This is a genomic window from Microbulbifer mixtoriginis (SeqCode) (genome assembly GCF_052466765.1).
On sequence record NZ_CP174289.1, the window covers coordinates 4,034,385 to 4,053,064 of the forward strand.

11 protein-coding genes are annotated in these 18,680 nt (G+C 47.7%); all 11 read left to right on the forward strand.

The window, feature by feature from the left end:
* The first annotated feature begins 49 nt into the window (after positions 1-49).
* The 11 genes from relA (at position 50) to ACJJIV_RS17665 (ending at position 18,669) form a co-directional block, all read left to right on the forward strand.
* The gene (gene relA / locus ACJJIV_RS17615; RefSeq protein WP_252082536.1) at positions 50-2,296 is read left to right on the forward strand and encodes a GTP diphosphokinase; all 2,247 of its coding nucleotides are present in this window, start codon (positions 50-52) and stop codon (positions 2,294-2,296) included.
* A 9-nt stretch (positions 2,297-2,305) separates the two neighbouring features.
* Positions 2,306-3,133 carry a nucleoside triphosphate pyrophosphohydrolase gene (mazG, locus tag ACJJIV_RS17620; RefSeq protein ID WP_252082533.1) on the forward strand — a complete coding sequence of 276 codons (828 nt, stop codon included), beginning with the start codon at positions 2,306-2,308 and terminating at the stop codon, positions 3,131-3,133.
* 143 nt (positions 3,134-3,276) lie between these two features.
* On the forward strand, positions 3,277-3,930 hold the full coding sequence (gene adk / locus ACJJIV_RS17625; protein WP_252082530.1) for an adenylate kinase: 654 nt from the start codon (positions 3,277-3,279) through the stop codon (positions 3,928-3,930).
* Positions 3,931-4,097: 167 nt separating this feature from the next.
* Positions 4,098-5,096 (forward strand): ferrochelatase, encoded by a 999-nt coding sequence (gene hemH, locus ACJJIV_RS17630; protein WP_444884232.1) that lies wholly within the window; start codon positions 4,098-4,100, stop codon positions 5,094-5,096.
* A 262-nt stretch (positions 5,097-5,358) separates the two neighbouring features.
* Positions 5,359-6,165, forward strand: coding sequence for a hypothetical protein (locus ACJJIV_RS17635; RefSeq protein WP_444889774.1), 807 nt, complete (start codon positions 5,359-5,361; stop codon positions 6,163-6,165).
* Between the two features lie 165 nt (positions 6,166-6,330).
* Positions 6,331-7,029 carry a tRNA (adenosine(37)-N6)-threonylcarbamoyltransferase complex dimerization subunit type 1 TsaB gene (gene tsaB / locus ACJJIV_RS17640; protein WP_444889775.1) on the forward strand — a complete coding sequence of 233 codons (699 nt, stop codon included), beginning with the start codon at positions 6,331-6,333 and terminating at the stop codon, positions 7,027-7,029.
* 6 nt (positions 7,030-7,035) lie between these two features.
* Entirely contained in the window at positions 7,036-7,833 is a 798-nt protein-coding gene (locus ACJJIV_RS17645; protein WP_252082522.1) for an undecaprenyl-diphosphate phosphatase, read from the forward strand.
* A 5-nt stretch (positions 7,834-7,838) separates the two neighbouring features.
* The gene (locus ACJJIV_RS17650) at positions 7,839-8,720 is read left to right on the forward strand and encodes an NAD(P)-dependent oxidoreductase (protein WP_444889776.1); all 882 of its coding nucleotides are present in this window, start codon (positions 7,839-7,841) and stop codon (positions 8,718-8,720) included.
* An 84-nt stretch (positions 8,721-8,804) separates the two neighbouring features.
* Positions 8,805-9,947: a tRNA-queuosine alpha-mannosyltransferase domain-containing protein gene (locus tag ACJJIV_RS17655; RefSeq protein WP_444889777.1), complete on the forward strand. Its 1,143-nt coding sequence runs from the start codon at positions 8,805-8,807 to the stop codon at positions 9,945-9,947.
* A gap of 911 nt (positions 9,948-10,858) precedes the next feature.
* Complete coding sequence (locus ACJJIV_RS17660) at positions 10,859-18,391, forward strand: HYD1 signature containing ADP-ribosyltransferase family protein (protein ID WP_444889778.1); 7,533 nt, start codon at positions 10,859-10,861, stop codon at positions 18,389-18,391.
* Positions 18,391-18,669 (forward strand): DUF6881 domain-containing protein, encoded by a 279-nt coding sequence (locus ACJJIV_RS17665; protein ID WP_444889779.1) that lies wholly within the window; start codon positions 18,391-18,393, stop codon positions 18,667-18,669. The genes ACJJIV_RS17660 and ACJJIV_RS17665 overlap by 1 nt, the downstream gene beginning before the upstream one ends.
* Positions 18,670-18,680: the final 11 nt, after the last annotated feature.

Below are 18,680 nucleotides of genomic sequence, written 5' to 3' on the forward strand. Positions count from 1 at the left end.
TGAGCAATGCTAGTAAGCTTACAAATTCCTGTTTCGGCCCGGTTAAAACATGGTTCAAGTCAGAAAACATCATTCCTTTGGAGGTGAGAGAGAGCACGACCTGGAAGCCTGGTTGCGCCATGTGCAAAAACTGGCTGGGCTGGATGGGGCTGCCATAGTGACCTTGCGCCGTGCAGCGGAAGTGAGTGCAGAGGCTGAGCAGCAGGCTATCGCCGCAGAAAATATTTGGGCAGAGGGTGCCAGCAGTTTTGCCACCGGCCTTGAAATGGCGGAAATCCTGGCGGACTTGCAAATTGATTCTGAAGCACTGGTGGCTGCAGTGCTCTACAGAGCAGTACGAGAGAAGCGCCTCGCGCTTAAAAGCGTTGAAGAGGAGTTTGGGTCGGTTGTAGCCAAGCTTATTCGCGGGGTATTGCGCATGGCGGCGATTCGCAGTCGCAGTGCCGATACTGGTGAGGAAAGCAAAAGCGGTGCGGTAGAGGAGCACTCGGAAAATATCCGCCGTATGTTGGTGGCGCTCGTTGATGATGTTCGCGTTGCGCTGATCAAACTTGCCGAGCGGACTTGTGCAATTCGTGCGGCCAAGAATGCTGAGCCCACTAAGCGCCAGCGAGTCGCTCGCGAGGTGGCCGATGTCTATGCACCACTGGCGCATCGCCTTGGCATAGGGCATATCAAGTGGGAGTTGGAGGACTTGTCCTTCCGTTACCTTGAGCCTGAAGACTACAAACAGATAGCGCGCCTTTTAGATGAAAAGCGGATGGCGCGACAAGAATATATCGATGAGGTGCTGGAGCTTCTTCGCTCAGAACTGGCGCGGGCGGATATAGAGGGTGATGTCTATGGCCGCGCAAAGCATATCTACAGTATTTGGCGCAAGATGCGCCGCAAGAATATCGGCTTTTCTCAGGTTTATGACATTCGTGCTGTACGCATACTGGTGCCTACCGTGCGGGATTGTTACGCGGTGCTGGGGATTGTACATAACCTCTGGCGCAATATTCCCAACGAGTTTGATGACTATATTGCCTCTCCGAAGGAGAATGGCTACCGCTCCCTGCACACTGCGGTGATCGGCCCCGAACGCAAGGTGCTGGAAGTGCAAATCCGTACTTTTGCCATGCACGAGGAGGCTGAATATGGGGTCTGTGCTCACTGGCGGTATAAGGGCACCGACCTGAAAACAGAGAGCCAAGATAGCTATGAGCAAAAGATCTCTTGGCTGCGGCAAGTGCTCGACTGGCATGAAGAGGTGGGTGGTAATCCCTTACAAGAAGATCTTCAGACCGGGGAAGGGGACTCCCGTATCTATGTTTTTACTCCCGATGGCCATGTAGTCGATTTGCCTCGCGGAGCCACACCGCTGGATTTCGCCTATAAAATCCACACCGAGATTGGTCATCGCTGTCGCGGCGCTAAGGTGGATGGCCGCATAGTGCCATTAAACCACGAACTGGAAACCGCCAATCAGGTGGAGATTCTCACTGGTAAACGTGAAGCCCCCAGTCGCGATTGGCTTTCGTCCGGTATGGGCTATATAACAACCTCGCGGGCACGGGCCAAGATTATCCACTGGTTTAAGCAGCAGGCCCGAGATCAAAATATTGCCGATGGTCGCAGTATTTTAGATGGTGAGTTCAAACAGCTTGCTCTGAGTGATTTTAATTTTGAACAGCTTGCTGCCAAGCTAAATATGCACTCGTTGGATGATCTCTATGCGGCAGTGGGAGCTGGGGATATCGGTGTGGGGCAGGTGCTGAACACCGCCCAGCGTATGGTAAAGGTCGACAACGCGGAGCGTGTGCCTTCACTTACTGCCCCGGTGGCCACGGGGGCGGGCAAAGCCGATGTTTATATCGAAGGGGTTGGCAATTTACTGACGCATATTGCGGGTTGTTGTAACCCTGTTCCCGGTGATGAAATTATGGGTTACATCACTCTTGGTCGCGGGGTATCGATACATCGTAAAGACTGCACGAATATGCTGCGTATGCAGGCAGAGGAGTCTGAGCGAGTACTAGAAGTTAATTGGGCGGCAAAACCGAGGGAACTCTATGCGGTGGAAATCGTTATCGAAGCCTATGATCGCCTGGGGCTGTTGCGCGATGTCACCGCTATGCTCGATAGTCAGAAAATCAATATTACGGCGATGCAGACACACAGTAATAAGCATAAGCATACTGTAGAGATGGTACTTACCGCCGAGATTCATAATTTTGAAGAGTTGAGTTACGTGTTGCACCGCATTAATCGCCTGCCCAATGTCGCATCGGCGAAGCGGCGTATGCTGCGCTGAGGGGGATCCTTGCAAGACCAATACTCGGTGGAGGACTTACTCCACCTAATGTCCCAGTTGCGCAACCCAAACGGTGGTTGCCCCTGGGATCTGAAACAGACATTTTCCAGTATTGTTCCTTCAACGATTGAAGAGGCCTATGAAGTGGCCGAGGCAATTGAGCTTGAAGATTTCGAACATCTACATGAAGAGCTTGGGGACTTATTGTTTCAGGTGATCTTCTATTCCCAGCTCGGCCGTGAGCAGGGGCATTTCGATTTTTCCCGTATTGTGGACACCCTGGTACGCAAGTTGGTGCGACGCCATCCTCATGTATTCCCCAGCGGAGAGCTCTATGGCGAGAATGGCTCCTCTGCAATGGATGAAGCGCAAGTAAAGCAAAACTGGGATGCCATTAAAGCTGAAGAGCGCAACGCAAAGGGTGAGAGTGGAGTCCTGGCTGGTGTTACCGCGGGCTTACCCGCTTTGACGCGTGCGGCCAAATTGCAAAAGCGTGCCTCACAGGTGGGTTTTGACTGGCCAGATATTACCGGTGTGCTGGACAAAATAGAGGAAGAGATAGCCGAATTGCGCGAGGCTATTGCAACCGGTGATCGTGAGCATGCTGGGGAGGAGCTCGGCGACCTGTTGTTCTCCTGTGTAAACGCGGCCAGGCATTTGAAAGTTGATCCTGAGTCTGCACTGCGACAGTGTAATCGTAAGTTCGAGCGTCGTTTTGGCGCTGTTGAGGCAGCGCTCAGGACAGATGGACGTGGGCCAGAAGATGCCAGCCTGCAAGAGCTTGATCGACTCTGGGAACGCGCGAAAGACATAGAAAGACAGGATTCAGACAGATAAGTAGCCGTATTGGCCGCAGTTTATTCTGCAGTAATGGCTGTACCACAGTCATAATCTTGCCCAATTTGGGGTGGACGTGTAAGGTAGCGCTCTTTTGGCGCGGCGGCTCTTAGTGCGTCGATAGTTTTGGAGGCTTACTGAACATGCGAATTATTCTCTTGGGGGCACCGGGGGCCGGTAAAGGCACTCAGGCACAATTCATAACAGAGAAGTTCGGCATTCCGCAGATCTCCACCGGCGATATGCTTCGCGCTGCGGTGAAAGCGGGCACACCTCTCGGCTTGCAGGCAAAAGGCATTATGGAGGCCGGCAAACTGGTTTCCGACGACCTGATTATTGCCCTGGTGAAAGAGCGCATCGCTGAGGCAGATTGTGCAAATGGATTTCTTTTCGATGGTTTCCCCCGCACTATTCCCCAAGCGCAAGCACTGCTGGATGCCGATGTGCATATCGATCATGTGCTGGAAATTGCTGTGGACGATGAAGAAATCGTCAAGCGCTTGTCTGGGCGTCGCGTGCACGAGGGTTCAGGCCGCGTCTATCACGTTGTGTACAACCCGCCCAAGAGCGAAGGTGTGGATGATGTGACTGGTGAGGCACTGGTACAGCGCAGTGATGATACCGAAGCTACCGTGCGCAAGCGTTTGGCGGTTTATCACGAGCAGACAGCGCCGCTGGTTGGCTTCTACCGAGAGCTGGAAGTGCGCTCCCCTGAAGCAGCTCCGAAATACAGTAAAGTGATGGGAGTTGGCAGCATGGATGAGATCCGCGATAAGGTCATCGAAGCATTGAGCTGATCGCACTGAACATTGTTAAAAAAAGCCCCCGTTTGGGGGCTTTTTTGTATCTTCTCCGATGGGTTCCTTTTTAGTTTCGCAAGCGCTTACCTTGTAGTTGACTGACCAATCATTAAGATGGCCGGCAGGTTATTCCTGGCAAAATTGTATTTCAGACGGGTCTTTGTATGTCCACAGCGATAGTTTTGATGAATCTGGGTACCCCTGCGCAGCCCACGCCGTCCGCCGTAAGAGATTTCTTGCGAGACTTTCTCTCCGACCCCAGGGTAGTGGAAATACCCCGACCACTGTGGCTTACAATACTAAACGGTTTGATATTACCTTTTCGCCCCAAGAGAATTGCTCCGGCTTATGCGGAAATCTGGAATTGCAGCGCGGACGATGCGCAAGTTGAAGGTTCACCACTTCTCTACTATACCCGCCATCAAGCGCAGCTACTGCAAAAGCATTTAAAGGATAAAGGGCGGGATATCGCGGTAGAGTATGCCATGACTTACGGAGAACCGCGCCTCGATAAAGTTATTGAAAGCTTGCGATCAAAAGGCTATGAGTCCTTTGTTGTTTTCCCTTTATATCCGCAGTATTCGGCTACCACTACTGCTGCAATATATGATCAAGTGGCGCAAATTTTCCGAAAGAGTCGTGATATTCCGGATATTTCCCTGGTTCGTGATTATTACCACAACCCTCTATATATTAAATCTCTCGCCAACTCTGTCAGGGAACACTGGCAGAAACACGGTCAGGCTGAAAAATTAATGCTTTCTTTTCACGGTATCCCCAAAGCAAATGTTGATAAAGGGGACCCCTATTTACGCCATTGTCAGGAAACCGCGAGGCTGCTTGCGGAAGAATTACAAATTTCCCCGGAGCGTTGGCAAGTTACTTTTCAGTCACGCTTTGGTAAGGCTGAGTGGTTGCAACCTTATACCGATAAAACTCTGATTGAATGGGGCAAAGGCGGTATCAAGAGTGTTGATGTGATTTGCCCAGCATTTTCGGCCGATTGTTTAGAGACATTGGAAGAAATTTCGGTAGAGAATCGCGCTAATTTTATCGAAGCAGGTGGAAGTGAATACCATTATATTCCCGCGCTAAATTTACGTGCGGATCATATCGAAGCTCTTGCTGCGGTTGTTGAAGATAAGTTGCCAGGCCCAAAATAATTTTTACTTTTAGGTGTTTTGCCTCTTCAAAAGGCAATTTGTTAAGGAAAAGAGACTTATTTGCTGAAAAATTTCTCATTTTTCGCTTTTTTACTTGCAATGCCGTGTATTTTTATTAACTTTGATAAAGTTGTATTGAAATAGGCAGCGCACCGCTCTGTATAAGCAATAAAATAACCCCCGGGTTTTATTCGATAGCTAACAGGCCGCGTTGCCAGCACACTTTTGGAAGTACTTCTTCTTTTTAATGAGGAGACAAGGGATGGCAAGAGTAGTAAAAAAGAGTACACGTGCTAAAAAGGCAACTACATCGACCAAAGCGTCGCCGGTAGTCGTAAAAGCACAGAAAGCCGTGGATGCAGCAAGTAAGTCGCTGGATGCACAAATGGATCGTGTGGCAAAAGCAAAAGCGCGGGCACAAAAAAGTAGTACGGCAGCGGCCAAGGCTTCCTTGACCAGCGCCAATGGTAAAGCAAAAGATTTACGCGCCAAGCTGGCGATGGCAAAAATGGAGCTTGCCAAGGCCAAGACCATGGATGCTGTGCGTCATGCAGAAGAAGCGGCTAAGGAGAAGGTGGCCACCCTTTCTGAAAGCCTTTCTGCCAAGGCAGATAAAGACCTGGCGGCGGCATTGAAGGCGTTCGAAGCGCGCTGGATGAAGTCTCGTGTTAAGGCTCATGCCAAGAAGATCAAAGCCGCCGAGAAAAAAGCTGAGGCTAAGATAAAAGCTGCAGCAAAGAAGGCTGCGACAAAAGCCAAGGAGCTAGAGAAGAAAGCAGCTGCGAAGCTAAAAGCTGATGCTCAAAAAGCTAAAAAGGCGGCGACTAAAAAGACTACTACGGCCAAGAAAGTAGGCCGCCCCAAAAAGGCTGCTTCTGAAACTAAAGCCACCAAGCGTGTAGGGCGCCCCAAGAAGGCCACCTCCGCAGCAAAGCCAGCGAAAAGAGTAGGGCGTCCGAAGAAGTCTGCTAGCAAAGCGGAGGCGGCCAAGAAAACGCCAACTCGTCGAGGGCGCCCACCTAAGGCCGGTACCGCTCGCCGTGGTCGACCACCCAAGAGTGCGGCTTAATTAAACCTCCTCTAGTTCACAGCATGCCTTAGTGGCATGGCTAACTCTCCACCAACCCCGGTTAATACCGGGGTTTTCTCTTTCCTCAATATCGCTAATCTACATGACTAGACCTTGTGACCGTGCCACAATTCACTCCCTTCGATAACCCGGTTTGAAATAGTTGTGAAGATTCTTGCCCTGGATACCACGTCTGGTGCCTGCTCAGTGGCACTTTATAGTAATGGCCAGATTACCGAACGCTTTGTGCAAGCAGAGCGAGACCATACACGGCGCCTGCTACCAATGGTGGATGAGGTATTGGCTGAGGCCCAGTTGAGCCTTCCCGACCTGGATGCCCTTGCTGTAAGCAGGGGGCCCGGCTCATTTACGGGTCTGCGTATCGCTATCAGTTGTGTACAGGGGCTGGCCTTTTCCGCCGATAAGCCAGTAGTGCCGGTTTCCAGCCTTGCCGCTTTGGCCTTGGGGGCCAGAAGGGCGCACCCGCAGTGGGGAGGAGATCCTATTATCGCTATGCTCGACGCTCGTATGCAGCAGGTGTACTGGGGTATTTACGGCACCGAGATGCCTAATGACAGCTTGATACCTGAGGCAGTACAGAATCCAGAGCAGGTTCTACTGTCATTGAGTGAGGCCAAGCTGACAAACACATATTACGGTGCCGGTCCCGGTTGGCACTATGAGGCATTAGGCAAGGCTCGAGCGGCAGAGCTGGATCTGAATGCCTTAATCCATGCACGGGATATTGCTGAGCTAGCGGTTCCTCTCTATCGAGCTGGTGCAATGGTATCTGCTGAAGCTTTGGAGCCCGTTTATCTTCGCAATGAAGTTACCTGGCAAAAACGTCAAAAAATTCGATCCTGATAATTCATGGAAATATTTCAGATTGTTGTACTGGCCCTGATCCAGGGCTTGACTGAATTTCTCCCTATTTCAAGCTCGGCACACCTGATCTTGCCTGCAGAAGTTTTAGGGTGGCAGGATCAAGGGCTTGCTTTCGATGTGGCTGTACATTTTGGCTCACTGATCGCGGTAGTCACCTATTTTCGAAAAGATATTTGGCTACTCCTGCGTGATGGTTTAGGGGGGCTTAAATCGAGGCAATTTAGCGATGAAGGACGTTTGGCTTGGCTGATTGTGTTGGCTACGATTCCTGTCGGTTTGGTAGGATTAATTTTTAAAGGCTATATAGAAACGCATTTACGCTCAGCAGCAGTTATAGCTGCCACCACCATCGGTTTTGGTCTGTTGCTTTGGTGGGCTGATGTGCGTGGAGCCAGGGTGCAAACCCTAACGCAACTTAACTGGAAAAAAGCACTAGTTATTGGTGGTGCGCAAGTATTGGCGCTTATTCCAGGTACTTCCCGCTCGGGTATTACCATGACCGCAGGGCTGATGCTCGGCATGAAGCGCGAAGCTGCTGCGCGCTTCTCTTTCTTGTTATCCATACCGGCGATAGCCCTGCCGGCCATGTTACTGACCTATGATTTACTCGCCCTAGAGTCGGTACCCTGGGGGGATATTTTATTGGGTACTTTGCTTTCTTTTATTAGTGCCTATCTATGTATTCATTTTTTCCTGCAATTTATTAGTCGCATCGGCATGGCGCCATTTGCGATTTACCGCCTGATTTTAGGGGCGGCTCTTATTTGGATGATATGGGGGTAATCAATATGGCAACGGTAGCGTTTATTGGCTTGGGAGTAATGGGTTACCCAATGGCGGGTTACCTGGCAAAAGCGGGTCACTCAGTGCGGGTATATAACCGCACCGCCAGCCGTGCAGAAAAATGGCTGGGCGAGTATGAGGGGGAGAGCTTCGAAACACCCGCTGAGGCCGCAAAAGGTGCAGAGGTGGTGTTTGCCTGTGTGGGTAATGATAACGATTTGCGCCAGGTGGTTGCTGGAGAGCAGGGCGCCTTCGCCACTATGGAAAAGGGCACCCTGTTCGTCGATCATACTACTGCCTCGGCAGATGTCGCGCGTGAACTGGCAGCAATTGGCAAAGAGAAAGGTATCGGCTTTCTCGATGCCCCAGTATCTGGTGGCCAGGCCGGTGCAGAAAATGGGGTTCTCACCGTAATGGTTGGTGGTGAAGAGACAGATTTTGAACGTGTAAAGCCGTTGATAGACACTTTTGCCCGTGCTGTTACCTTATTGGGCCCGGTGGGCAGTGGCCAGCTTTGTAAAATGGTCAACCAAATCTGCATTGCCGGTGTGGTGCAGGGGCTGGCAGAGGGGCTGCATTTTGCTAAAGCGGCAGGGCTGGATGGCGAACAGGTCGTGGATGTAATTTCCAAGGGCGCGGCACAAAGCTGGCAGATGGAAAACCGCTCAAAAACAATGCTGGCCGGTGAATATGATCACGGCTTTGCCGTGGACTGGATGCGGAAGGATTTGGCCATCGTTTTACAGGAAGCCCAGCATAATGGCGCCCTGTTACCGGTGACGGCACTGGTGGATCAATTTTATAGTGAGGTGCAGGCGATCGGCGGTTCTCGCTGGGATACCTCTAGTCTGTTTGCTCGCCTGATGAATGTGCGCTCTTTCGACTGACTTTACCTCCTCTCAAGCCTATAACGGAGCTGGATACTTCTGTTTCCAGCTCTGTATTTCCGTTCCTTGTTGTTTTAGGTTCCCATGAAAGTTTTATTGCTCTCGGCCTATGATGCCGACAGTCACAAGCGTTGGCGTAAAGGCCTAGTCGCTGCCTTTCCCGAGTGGCAGTGGACAGTCTTGACACTGCCCCCGCGCTATTTCAGCTGGCGTATACGTGGCAACAGCCTTTCTTGGGCCAGGGGGGAGACGGCACAAATACTAAAGCAACAGTGGGACCTAATTGTCGCCACGTCTATGACCGATCTCAGTGCGTTGCGCGGCTTAGTGCCTGAGATAGTGGGGGTGCCCACAGTGGTCTACTTCCACGAGAATCAGTTTGCCTATCCAGTCAGTTCAGGTGCGTTCCAATCTATAGAGCCACAGCTACTCAATATCTATACCGCTCTAGCCGGTGACCTGTTGCTGTTTAATTCGGAATACAACCGCCGCACCCTGATTGAGGGCGCAGCCAAGCTTTTAAAGCGCTTCCCGGACTGTGTGCCTGTGGGAATTTGTGAAGAAATTACAAGTAAGTCAAAGGTGCTGCCAGTGCCACTAGAGGATGCACTCTTTACTCAAGATTACACACAAGCTGATTTTTGCTGGGATCACCGGTGGGGGCAGGGTTATCAGGGTGAAGTAAGCGAGGATAAGCTAATCATCAGTTGGGCCGCCCGCTGGGAATATGACAAAGGTGCAGACCGCCTGCTGCAAATTCTTCGGGGCCTAAAAGAGAAAAAGGTAAAATTCTTGCTCAACCTGATGGGCCAATCTTTTCGTAATAGCCCAAAAGAGTTTGAGCAGATACAGCGGGAGTTTAGTGAGAATCTGCTGGTGGTGGGGTACGTGGAGAGTGAATCTCTATACCGACAAACCTTGCATAACAGCCATGTATTTCTATCTACCGCATACCACGAATTTCAGGGGTTAGCGGTAATGGAGGCCGCCGTAGCGGGTTGTACGCCATTAGTGCCGGATGAGCAGTGCTACCCGGAATTTTATCCTGAAGGGTTGCGTTATCTGGAGGTGAGTAATGCGGTTGCAAGGCTCGAAACTATGGCTAATAAGATTCATTGTGGAGCAAGATTGGTAAAGGTAGATTTTCAAGCTGTTGCATGGAGAAGCAATAGGAATAAATACTATTGTGTTTTAAATTGTCCCGCTACCGATATTATCAGCCATTAACACCTGATAACTGAGCGATTAAGAGTCGCTGCGTTTTCTGGTACTTTGTGGGTTTTGCAAGCACTACCGCTGCTGATGAGATCAGTTAACCCATTTTGAAGCAAAATAGATTTAATTATAAGCGGGTGAAAGGTTGTAATTAATATCTGTTTCTTTAGGTCCCGCTGAGAAGCCAGGGTTTTATTCGAAGATTACGTATATAAGCTATATTGCCATTTATGGTTTATATCAGCTGAAGAGATTTATAAGTACCGTTATAAATTACATTCATTGTGCCCTTAATCACCGGTTCACAAGTGCTATAGGGGGAGGAAAAAACGTAACTTTTCGAGATGCTCTTAGCTTATTAAGCTATTGCAAAGTTCCTAGTGGCTATAGATAAGAATAAGGAAATTCTGACTATCTTGCCGTTGAAATCCTAAGAATAATTTTTCCTCTTATTGTTAATGCTTGACATTAGCTGAAGCAGGATTAGATACGGTTGCTTGATAATGTATTCGCCGTTGGAGCTTAAATTCGAATGTCATAATTTAGCCTCACTTAGTTGCATTCATAGAGTTCTCCGTACGGCGACAGTAAACATTTTACCGACATGAAAAGATAAAGCATTCTGCTTTTTCAAAGAAAATGTGGGATTATGCGTGCACCCTGCAATTGTTAATTCTAAAGTTGCGGATGGCCATAAGGTTAAGTTGGATGTCAGCGTTTTCGCATTTCCCTTTTGGTGACAAAGATGCCTGTGGACTTTTCTTGATTGGATTTTTTTCTCCATAGGTTAAATATTCTAATTCAATATTTTTCTGAAAACTGATAAAATAACTAACAGGTTTCTTAGAATTTCGTTTTTTCTGCATATGAAGAGGCTGGGGCGCTTGATTTTCACCTATCCTTTTAATCTGGGAGTTATTTTTTTGGGTAATTTTAAGGTTTACGGAATTGTAAAATATTTGATTGCATTACTTTTCCTATTAAATGTGGTTGTGGCTCATGCAATCGATTATCTGAATGGGCCAGATCAGTCTGCAAGTGGAACCTACACTCTTAAAGTAGATTGGACCCATATTGATAAAGCTCAAATAAAGGAATATAAGAAAGGTGTTGGCCAGCTTAGGAAGTTAGAGTTAACTCATGGTAATCATGTGGAGGCCAAAAGGTATAGCGACGGTATTTATACATATGAGACATCAGTATATCTTAGTAACGAAACTGATTTAGGTTGGCCTGTTACCGATCATGATGTAGTTGAGGTACTTCGGCCCCCCTCCTCTCCGACTAGCGTTACCATCAGTCAAACAAGTGGTAACTTGGGCAACAAGATTAAGTTGATTTGGGCTGGTGTATCAAATGCTGATTATTATGATGTAGAGTTTCGCGTTAATGCTGGTCCTTGGCAAGATTTGGCCGAAGTTGATATTGGTGAGCCGAATGAACTTGAAGATGAGTTGCAATATATAGGTAGGGTAGAATATCAGGTTAAGGCTTGTAGATTTAGTCCATATGGCACTGGTAAATATGCATGTAGTGGTGGACAGGTAACGGATGAGGTAGTTGTATCGGAGGGCAGTGGCAGTGGCAGTCATTTCGTAGATTTCCCTATAGATCGGTATGGGTACGCTGTTTTTAGTGGCGATTTTAATAATGATGGTTTGCAAGATTATCATTTTTACAGTCGGGAAAGATTGTTAATTCTGCATGGTGATATTGCTACCCCAATCACCCTTTCTCCGAATCCTGCCTTTAGCATATATCATTGGGATAACGGAATTTTTTCTCCGTTCCATCTTTTACGCCATGAGAGTGTTTCTAATATAGCATTGAGTGATGCTGCCCAACTAAAAGAAGGTGTTGATTATTTCGTTGGTGATTTTGATGGTGATGGAAAAGTCGACTTTCTTTTTCGGGGGCAAATGGCGGGCGAAAGACCATTTATTGTTTATGGAGTTAACCAATTTAGTTATCCAGCCGAAGTTGATAGTTTTCCAGTAGATGCAGAGCTTACTAAACTTATCAATGATCGAAGTAATACCATCTATATAGATCGTATCGATAATAATGGTTCAGATGACCTGGTGATTAAGTCAGGTAATAAATATCTTGCTGATACAGCTTATTTGTCAGTTGCCGGTATTCCGAAAACGAAAAGGAACTTAATTGAGCCTGATACCAAGTCAGTTAATTTAGCAGGAACACTTTCTGGAGCTGCAGCGGTTTCTCCTTCCGGAGCAGCTACTTATAGTTTGCCACTTGCGTTGCCGCCAGGCTCCAGTGGACATGCGCCTGATTTGACATTGAATTATTCTAGCCAGGGTCAAAATGGCGCAATGGGTTTAGGTTGGGGCTTCTCAGGATTGTCTGTGATCCGATATTGCCATCGCACATTAGTGCATGATGGTGGAGAGGTATTGCTGGGAGAGAAAGATCGTTTTTGTGTCGATGGTCAGAGATTAGTTCTCACAGGGGGTAGTTACGGAGGCGTAAATTCAACCTATGCGTCTGAAATAGATTCTTTCAGAAAATTTGTTGCCATAGGAAATGGCCACAATGATATTACAGGCTTTAGGGTGACAACTAAAGGTGGGGAAACGGCTCTCTATAGTATTAATAAAGGTCGAGACTCCTATGTGCTTAGTGAGCTTTACGATAGCTCTGGTAATAATCTTATCAAGTATAGCTATATTGAAGACACTAATGGCTTCAGAATAGATAAAATTGAATATGCTTTTGGAGTAGGATCTAAAGCTAATGCGCTTGTTAAGTTTGAATATGAAGGTCGCCCGGATCCTGTCCCAGAAAATCTAATGGTAGGCGATTACTCCCTAAAAGTTCGGCTGAGTAAAATTGCAGTTACGAATAATGGGAGTCCTTTCCGAGAATACAATATCAACTATTTGCTCCGACCCGTTGAAAGTGAAAATCCACTTTTAAGTCGGCTCCATAGTGTGCAAGAGTGTGTGGGGAGCGATTGTACAGCAGCCACAACATTTGGTTGGAATGTAGTAGATGCCCCAGGTTTTGCTTCAACCAAATATACAACAATGAAGTTCCATTCCAATGCAAATCGCTTTCAACCTGGGCGCGTAGCTGATGTGAATGGTGATGGAAAGGATGACTTTATTTGGTTTTACAAAAATAGTGATGAAGAAAGATATCTTCAAGTTGCTCTTTCAGATGGTGAAAAATGGGTTGTTCAAGAGACTAACCATTCTATTAGGGCGTATTATTATTTGCGGGTTGACTGGAATCTTATTGATTATAATGGCGATGGAAAATTAGATATTATTCATCGTCAGAAAGATAATAGTTGGGCTGTAAGGACCTTCAATGGGAGCCAGTTTTCTTCTACACCAATTACAGTTATCCCAGCTAAGGCTGGTAATCAGAGTGTACTAACAGATATCACTGGAGATGGTCTGGGAGATCTTGTTCTACGCCACACCGATATCAATGGCATTAGCTTTTATTATGCCAAACGAAATGATCAGGGTATTATTACCTACCCGGATAAGCCTAGTAAATCTCTAGGCTTTTCACAGCCATTAGATTCAACTATTTGTGGTTATGATGTTGGTAATTTACATGCAATGGAAGTTATCGATAAAAATGGGGATGGGCTAACGGAATTTCTACTGCCTTACTCAGCAGAGAGAGGATGTTCTAGTAAGAAGAAAACTTACAGGGATTGGCAAACTATTACATTAGCCTCAAAAAGCCTTTCTCCAAACGCCTTTAATGAAGTAAATACTCATAATTATTATTGGCGCCCGTCAGATCTGAATAGAGATGGTCTGACCGATATGTTGTTTAAAGATGAAAAAGATAATTGGTCATATGCCTTATCAAACGATGGGGAATTAAGCGATTATATCGCTTTGCCTGAGATTGATGTAAAGAGCATCTATTTTGTTGATTATAACCATGATGGGTATGTCGATATTGTATGGCCTGGGAGCAACCTGAGAGTTAAGTTATGGAATGGAAGCGGTTTTGATAAGGTGATCGAAACCAATATTCCTGCTGGTACTGGTCATAGTATCCATCCAATGTTTGCCGATATGAATGGAGACGGCTTCCATGAGTATGTACGAATATATGACGGAACCTCCAACCACTATGTGGATTTCTATGCCCCCAATGCAGGACTTACAGCGAATAATGTTATTAAAAATGTTAGTGACGGGAATGGTAAGAAGTCGACTTTTACTTACAAACCTCTAACAGATAGTAGTGTTTATTCCAAAGGGGTTGGTGCAAGTAAACTAAATTGGGGTTCGCCGGCATTTGATATATTTGGTAGTAGCTATGTAGTTTCTCAGATTGAGTTTTCTATGCCCACCGCAGCAAATAAATCCAATACTGAGAAAGTAACTTACAACTACAAAGGCTTGCGCTTCCAGGGTGGTGGCCGTGGTAACCTGGGTTTTGAGAAGATTACCACTACCGATAGCCGAACGGGTTATTCCGTTACTACATTTGCACAGGAATTCCCTTATACGGGCATGCCGCTAAACGTAAGGAAGTACAGCCCTCAGGGTAAGCTTCTTTATAGTCAGGATAACAAGCTAAATAAACGCGGTGGTACCAGCGCCCCTTATTGGCCCTATGTAGAAACTTCCACCGCAAACTTTTACCTGTTGAAAAATAATGGCGCCTCCGCTGGTGCGCACTATAAAACCGTTGTTACCAAAAGCGATTACGATGATTTTGGAAACCTGGAGGAATCCACGGTCACCACTAAAAATGCATCGGGCCAGGTGGTGCAAACGGTCAAGCAGGAAAATGGTTTTGATGGGCAGAGTTGGTATCGGGAGAAGGGCCGGGTCACCAATACCAAAATTACCACAACGCGTGGTAATGATGTGGAAACCCGGGAAGTCTCTTTTGAGTACTACGACTCTGGCAGTAAATACGGTCTATTGAAAGCGGAACATATCGAGCCGAAATATAGTGGCTCGGATGCCGATGCAATCAAGCTAACTACCGCTCATACTTATGACGATTATGCCAATCGTTTGACCACTACCAAGACCGCTGCCGGTGAGCCCACGCGAATCACGCGCTCTGAGTACGACGCTCAAAAGCGTTATATCAATAAGGTAAGGGATGCGGATAACCGTCTGCTCAGTGAGGTGATCAGCCGTAATAATATGGGCTTGCCGACGGAAACCCGCGCCTATTTGGATGCCTACGGGGCAAGCTATGTAACCACCCGTATTGAGTACGATGCCCTTGGCCGCGAGATTTACCGGGTTTCAGATAGCGCCCCCTGGGTGCGCACTGAGTATAAAACCTGCACTTCAAGTAGTTGCAGCCTTGGTGCAGCTAAAAGTTATGTAGTGACTACCAGTGAAACCGGCGCTCACAGCACTGTGTATTTCGATATGCAGGGCCGCCAACTGCGTCAAGAGTCTACAGGTTTGACCCAAAACCAAATTATCGTAACTGATACCGAGTACGATGATATGGGCCGTGTGGAGCGCCAGAGTGAACCCTATATTAAGGGCTCCACAGCGCAATACTGGACGGTAAATCAGTACGATATCAATTCCAGAGTGACTTCCGTAAAGCTGCCTGATGACAAAAAGGTTGTGCACAGCGAGCCAGTACTGGCAAGCAATTTAGTGGTGAGTACCGGAACCAATCCTGGCGGCCAGAAACGTACAGAGAAAACGAATGCGCTCGGGGAGACTGTCTATGTGCAGGATCACTACCAAGGCACGGTGGAGTATCGCTACGATGCGGTGGGTAATGTTAAGGACGTCGTAAGCCATGGCCGCTCAGGGGAGAACCTGGGTATTACTATCTCCGCCAAATACGATGCGCGTGGCCGTAAGATTTTTATGTCTGACCCAGACAAAGGCGACTGGATTTATTCTTATAACGCCTTTGGTGACCTGCTTGTGCAGGAAGATGGCAAAGGTCAAAGAGTGGTTACGCAGTATGACCGCTATGCACGCCCCTTACGCCGCACCGATTACCTCTCTTCCGGCAAGGAGGAAGGTCACACCCGCTGGTATTACGATGATAAGGACTCCGCCGGTCAAACTGTAGCTAATGCCTTGGGTAAGGCGACTGCGGTTGTTATGTCAGCCAGCGCGAATGATGAGCAATGCTACGCGGGTTCAACACATTACTGTGCCGTTTATGAGTATAAGCATGTTGCGGGTTTGCAAACCTCTGTTGGTGTTGCCGTAGGTGCTGTGGGTAGTGAAGAGTCATTCTTCAGTTCCACCGGATACGATCGATTCGGCCGTCCCGAATACCAATACGATGCCTTAAACGGTGAAGTACTGAATGATTCAAATAAGATAACCAGCGGAATCCGGGAACACTACACCAATACCGGTGCCCTGGAATTTGTATCAGACCTCAATACCGGGCGCGAAGTGTACCGAGTGATCGGCAGCAACAGCCGCAGCCAGGTAACGGACTTCGATATCAATAGCGGTAAGGTGCGTGTAAAGAACGGCTACGATGCAGCCACTGGACGCCTGCTGTCTCAGAAAGCGGATAACTCTGCACAAGCTTCCACAGTGCAGCAAATGGCTTATACCTGGGATTCCGTAGGCAACCTGGTTAGCCGCAATAACCAGCGCAGCGGCAAGAAGGAGTCTTTCTGTTACGACCACCTAAACCGCCTGTTGCGAGTCAACTCCGGAACTACCAGTACCGCAAGCTGTAATCCCAATGCCACTGGTACCCAATATCAGTACGACAGCATCGGTAACATCCTCAGTAAAGATGGTGTGGCCTACCTGTATAAGAGTACCAAGCCCCATGCGGTAACCAGTGCTGGTGCGGTTGATTACGCTTATAACGACAACAATGGCAACCTGACTTCAGATGGTACCGGCCGGGTATTTAACTACACGACTTTTGATAAACCATCCCTGATCAGTAACAAGCAATCAGGTGATAGCACTGCCTTCACTTATGGTCCAGAGAGAGCACGCTATAAGCGTGTGGATAATCGATCCGATGGTGAAGTGCTAACCACCCTGTACCTGGGCGGCGTTGAGCGTATCCATCAAAAATCCGATGGCAAGTACCGCTGGAAGCGCTATTTGCCCGGTGGTGCTGTGTTTACTTATGTGACGGATGCCGCTTATAAGCAAGAGTCCCTGACGGAGCGCTATCTGCTTACTGACCATATCGGCTCAACTGATGTGGTGCTGGATGCGAACGGCAATATTCTGCAAAGTCAGAGCATGGCTTTTGACCCCTGGGGTAAGCGCCGCGATACAAACTGGAAGTCCCTGGAAATCAGTGATCTGGTCGGTGGTGATTACCAACTGTTGGATAGTTTGAACGATGTTACTACCCGTGGCTTTACCGGCCATGAGATGGTGGATGCCTTAGGCATTATCCATATGAATGGCCGTATCTATGACCCGAACCTGGGCCGCTTCCTACAGGCAGACCCAATGATCGACGGTGTGAAGGATACCCAGGGCTATAACCGCTATAGCTATGTAAAAGGCAACCCCCTAACCTTGACTGACCCTACCGGCTATTACAGCTGGGGGGACTTTAAGAAGGATGTCAAAGAACTCTGGTACGATGCCTGTGGCGATGGCTGTGGGGTTAGCGGTAACTCCAATGGCGATATTGGCTTTTATGCCGGTCAAACCAACCCGGACCATCAAGGCTTCTGGGCGCCGCAGGGTGCTAGTGGAGCCGAAGCGCCAGAGGGAGCGTCTTCAGCCACTTTCTCGGGTGAAAGTAAAGCTGATGCTAATGGGGGTTATTATGAGTACTCCTCTGCAAGTGACTATCAGAATGGCGGTGGCTTTGAGGGGCAAATAAGTGCTCTTAGCTTCATGCATATGCAAATTACTCAGGATGAGTATGATGCCTATCAAGACTACCTGTTTCGGAATTACCAGGATGACGCAACAATAGCGTATTACTCTAAGAATGAATCTTATGCTGTGTTACCGGCTATACCAGTCATTCTGGCATTTATTGGGAAGGAGTTAGCTGCTGAGGGTTTAAGTCGAGCGACGAATGGTGCAACAGATTTCTTAAGTATTCGAAGGGTCGGCACTAAAGGAGGTAAGGTTGCCTATAAATACTTTAGTAAGCAGATTGATGGGGCGGCTGTTACAAAGGGACCAGAGAAACTATATCACTACACAGACAATAAGGGTTTGGACGGAATAACAAGTTCTAACAAGTTGAACCCATCTTTAAAAGCTAATAACCCAAATGATGCACGTTACGGCGATGGTCAGTATTTGTCTGATATTGCTCCTGGATCTAAAACGTGCGCTCAACTATCAAGATGCTTTTTTGGCAACCCCTTCCAAGGGAGGAAAGTAGAAAACTATATCGAGATAGATGTTCGCGGATTGAATGTGCAAAAAGGAAGAGATGGCGTCTACGTGGTACCTGGTGACAAGCCATTGGATCTGACAAATCGAATTACAGGTAGCGGGAAGAACTAATGAAATATCTAAAGGTTAAGTGGCTGCATGATTTCGATGATGAGCCTGTACTTCTGTATAGCGAGTTGACTGATGACCGGTCAGAGTTAAGGAAGGTGGAGGTCTTTCCCAACGGCGATTTCGGATATGCCTATGATGATAAATTTAAAGGTACGACACAGCTATCTGATACAACTATTCCATTAGAGGATGAAATCGCTGAAGATCCGCAATTCGTTCCAGAGGTAATAACAAAAGCCGAGTTTGAAGAGATGTGGGTAAAAGCCACCGCCGCCTAATGCAGTAATGT